This is a genomic window from Nocardioides sp., assembly GCF_041600255.1.
GTDB lineage: Bacteria > Actinomycetota > Actinomycetes > Propionibacteriales > Nocardioidaceae > Nocardioides.
Genome location: NZ_JBFIKK010000233.1, coordinates 1 through 2,381, shown reverse-complemented (window position 1 = coordinate 2,381; position 2,381 = coordinate 1). Strand labels below are relative to the sequence as shown.

Annotated in this window: 2 protein-coding genes and 1 pseudogene; 2 read left to right on the top strand and 1 reads right to left on the bottom strand. The window is 71.1% G+C overall.

Features of this window, described 5'->3' with window-relative positions:
* Nucleotides 1–157 precede the first annotated feature (157 nt).
* Entirely contained in the window at nucleotides 158–1,525 is a 1,368-nt protein-coding gene (locus ABZE72_RS16670; protein ID WP_372730156.1) for a wax ester/triacylglycerol synthase family O-acyltransferase, read from the top strand.
* On the opposite strand, the gene ABZE72_RS16665 is transcribed toward ABZE72_RS16670, so the two are convergent.
* Nucleotides 1,522–1,866: a hypothetical protein gene (locus ABZE72_RS16665; protein WP_372730155.1), complete on the bottom strand. Its 345-nt coding sequence runs from the start codon at nucleotides 1,864–1,866 to the stop codon at nucleotides 1,522–1,524. The genes ABZE72_RS16670 and ABZE72_RS16665 overlap by 4 nt on opposite strands.
* Before the next feature lie 175 nt (nucleotides 1,867–2,041).
* On the opposite strand from ABZE72_RS16665, the pseudogene ABZE72_RS16660 reads away from it, so the two are divergent.
* Nucleotides 2,042–2,381, top strand: a pseudogene (locus ABZE72_RS16660) (acyl-CoA dehydrogenase); the annotation flags it as partial.

Here is a 2,381-nt window from a genome sequence, read left to right as displayed (position 1 = left end):
GCAAGCGTGCGGTGCTCGGCACCCCGAGCTGGACCCAGGTCTGGATCAGGCCCAGCGACCGCTGAGACGGCGGGCCGGCCCCCACCGAGGTGAGGTCGGCCCCCATCGAGGTGAACGACGATTCCGCACGGTTGGCCCGACATGACAGGCTCGGACGATGAGGGAACACCGGGTCAACGCCGTCGACGCCGTCTGGCTGAACATGGACCGCGTCGAGAATCTGATGGTCATCGAGTGCGTGATGTTCCTCGACGGCCCGGTGGACCGCGAGCGGCTCTGCGCCGTCCTGCAGCGTCGACTGATCGACGTCTACCCGGTCTTCTCCCGCCGTCCGGTCCGGGCGCCCGGGCGCCGCAACCGCTCCCGGTGGCGCGACGTACCGGACTTCGACCTGTCGGCGCACGTCCGCGAGGTCACGCTGCCGGCCCCGGGTGACGACGCCGCACTCCAGGAGTACGTCGGCCGGCACCTCGCCACGCCCCTGCCGCGAGACCGCCCGTTGTGGGACATCCACCTCGTCGACGGGATGAGCGAGGGCACCGCCATCTACGTCCGGCTGCACCACGCCCTCGCCGACGGGATCGCGCTCACCCAGGTGCTGATGTCGCTGACCGACGAGACCCGGACCGGCGACCTGGACGGCTCCGAGCGCCGCCCGGTCAAGCAGCACGTGGTGGGCGAGATGGTGGCGGCCGCCCGCACCCTGGCCCCCGAGGTGCCCCGGATGCTCCGGCCCGCCCGGGTCCGCGCCGCGATCGTGAACGCGATCCGGATGGGGCTCAGCGGGATCGGCGTGCTGCGCAAGCTGCTGCTGACCACCAACCCCGACTCCCCGGTCGCGGGCGAGGCGGGCAGCCGCAAGCGCGCGGTCTGGTCCGACCCGATCGACCTGCAGCAGATCAAGGAGATCGCGCGGGCCGCCGACGCCACCGTGAACGACGTCCTGGTCTCCGCGCTGGCCGGGGCCCTGGAGCGCTACCAGGTCGAGCACGCCGACCGGATCGTCGACATCCCCACGATGATCCCGGTCAACCTGCGCCCCCTGCACCTGCCGCTGCCCCGCGAGCTCGGGAACCGGTTCGCGCTGGTGCTCCTGCTCCTGCCCTCCGGCCTGGAGGACGCGACCGCCCGGCTGGCGGAGACGAAGCGGCGGATGGACCGGATCAAGCGCTCGCCCGAGCCGGTGATCACGTTCGCGCTGATCCAGGCCATCGGGCTGCTCGGCGCCCGGCTGAGCACGTTCCTGGTGCGGTTCTTCGCCGGCAAGGCCAGCGGGGTGACCACCAACGTGCCCGGCCCGCGCGAGCCCCGCTACCTGGCCGGCACCCGGATCAGCAGCATGCTCGGCTGGGTGCCCGGCTCCGGCGACCAGACCCTGGGGACGTGCATCTTCACCTACGCGGGCACCGTGCGCGTCGGGTTCAAGACCGACGAGACGGTGATCGGGGACCCTGAACGGATCCTGCACGCCTTCCACGACGAGATCGCCGTACTGGCCGACAGGGTGCCGACCCCGACCCGCTAGTGCCCGCGGATGGTGTCCCGCCCGTGCTCCCGGTCGGTGCGCCGGTCGAACGCCTTCGTGAGCAGGCTCATCAGCTTGTCGGTGGCGCCTGACAGGGCCTCGTCCACACCGGTGGCGTGGTGCCTGACGACCACCGGGTCCATGCCCGAGGGGCGGGCCTCGAGCAGGCACCGGGTGTCGTCGCGGGTCTCCCGCCCGGCGCTCTCGTCGCTGAGGTGGACCTCGATCCGGGTGACGCGGTGATCGAACCGGTCGAACGTGGACCGCAGGTCGGCCTCGATGCGACGTACCTCCTCGGCGTCGCAGTCGACGTTGCTGTCGGTGTTGACGAGGATGTCCATGGGGCCTCCTGTGGGTGAGATCCCAGTCTCGGTCGGGCCCGTCGTTCGTCCCCAGAGGCATTGGTCCCGGAAGCAGGGGTCGTCGACGCTCCAGCAGATCGCTCGCTGACCCGCCGGAGCGTCCGTCTCGCGAACGCCTCGAGCGATGTCGGCAAAGCCGACTAGGGTGCCGCGCATGGCCGATCTGATCCTGAACCCGCGCACCTACGACCCCGCCGACCTGGACCCCGAGGCACAGCGCCTGCTGCGTGCCACGATCGACTGGTTCGAGGCGCGCGGCTTCGACGAGCTGAAGCGCACCTTCCACGACGGTGAGTGGTACGCCGACTTCCTCGACTTCATGGCCTCCGAGCAGGCGTTCGCGACCCTGCTGACCCCCGGCGAGCAGGGCGGGCGCTGGGACACCGCCCGGATCTGCGCGTTCGGCGAGGTGCTGGCCTTCTACGGTCTCGGCTACTGGTACGCCTGGCAGGTCACCATCCTGGGTCTCGGCCCGATCTGGCAGAGCGAGAACG

Coding starts and splice junctions, on each gene's coding strand:
- ABZE72_RS16670 (WP_372730156.1), top strand. CDS start 158: ATGAGGGAACACCGGGTCAACGCCGTCGACGCCGTCTGGCTGAACATG.
- ABZE72_RS16665 (WP_372730155.1), bottom strand. CDS start 1,866: ATGGACATCCTCGTCAACACCGACAGCAACGTCGACTGCGACGCCGAG.